This window comes from Kineococcus auxinigenes (assembly GCF_050871525.1).
GTDB lineage: Bacteria > Actinomycetota > Actinomycetes > Actinomycetales > Kineococcaceae > Kineococcus.
The window spans coordinates 1-613 of sequence record NZ_JBKBCT010000171.1; the positions used below are offsets into that span (position 1 = coordinate 1).

A 613-nucleotide genomic window follows, 5' to 3' on the forward strand; every position below is an offset into this window, starting at 1 on the left:
TGCGGGCACTCGTGCGCAGCAGCACGTCGATCTGAATGAGGGTGAGCCAACGCGTCGAAATCGACATGCGAAAGGCCAGCGCCTTGCGCACCTGGTAGGCGCGCGCCACGAGGAACAGAGCACAAATGACCGCGAACGCCCATGCGTGGGGCATGCCGGACAGGGGGAGCAAGATCAAACCGATCAGCCAACCGACGGCCGCGCGGGCCTCGAAGATCGGGCGAAAGTGGCTCACGTAGTTCATTGCTGCGGACGGGCGAGGATCAGCGAGCCAATGCGCTCGACCAGCACGATGTCAGCGCCCTGCGAGCTGGCGAGGAGGTTGAGCTTGCGCAGGTTGTCCACCAGCGTTTCGCTGGCGATGCCGTAGCTGCCGAGAATCCGCTTTTGCAGCACCAGCCCCTTTTCGGCCCAGTGCACGGCCACCTTGCCCGACTCGACGTCCTGCACGAGTGCGCGGAAGAACTCGCGCATGAGCGTGCTCGCAGAACTCAGGATTTCGGCAAACGGGTCTTCCTGTTTGACCGTTGGCTCTTTGGGCACCTGCATCGAGTCCAAGTCGAACAGTGAGCTTTGGGTGTTGGGCTTCTCCGATGTCGGCGCTGGCGTCTCA

2 pseudogenes are annotated in these 613 nt (G+C 62.8%); both read right to left on the bottom strand.

Going from position 1 to position 613, the window contains the following annotated elements:
* Positions 1-244 (bottom strand): annotated as a pseudogene (locus ACRYR9_RS19855) (conjugative transfer system coupling protein TraD); the annotation flags it as partial.
* A pseudogene (locus ACRYR9_RS19860) lies at positions 241-613 on the bottom strand (TraI domain-containing protein); the annotation flags it as partial. The pseudogenes ACRYR9_RS19860 and ACRYR9_RS19855, both read right to left, overlap by 4 nt.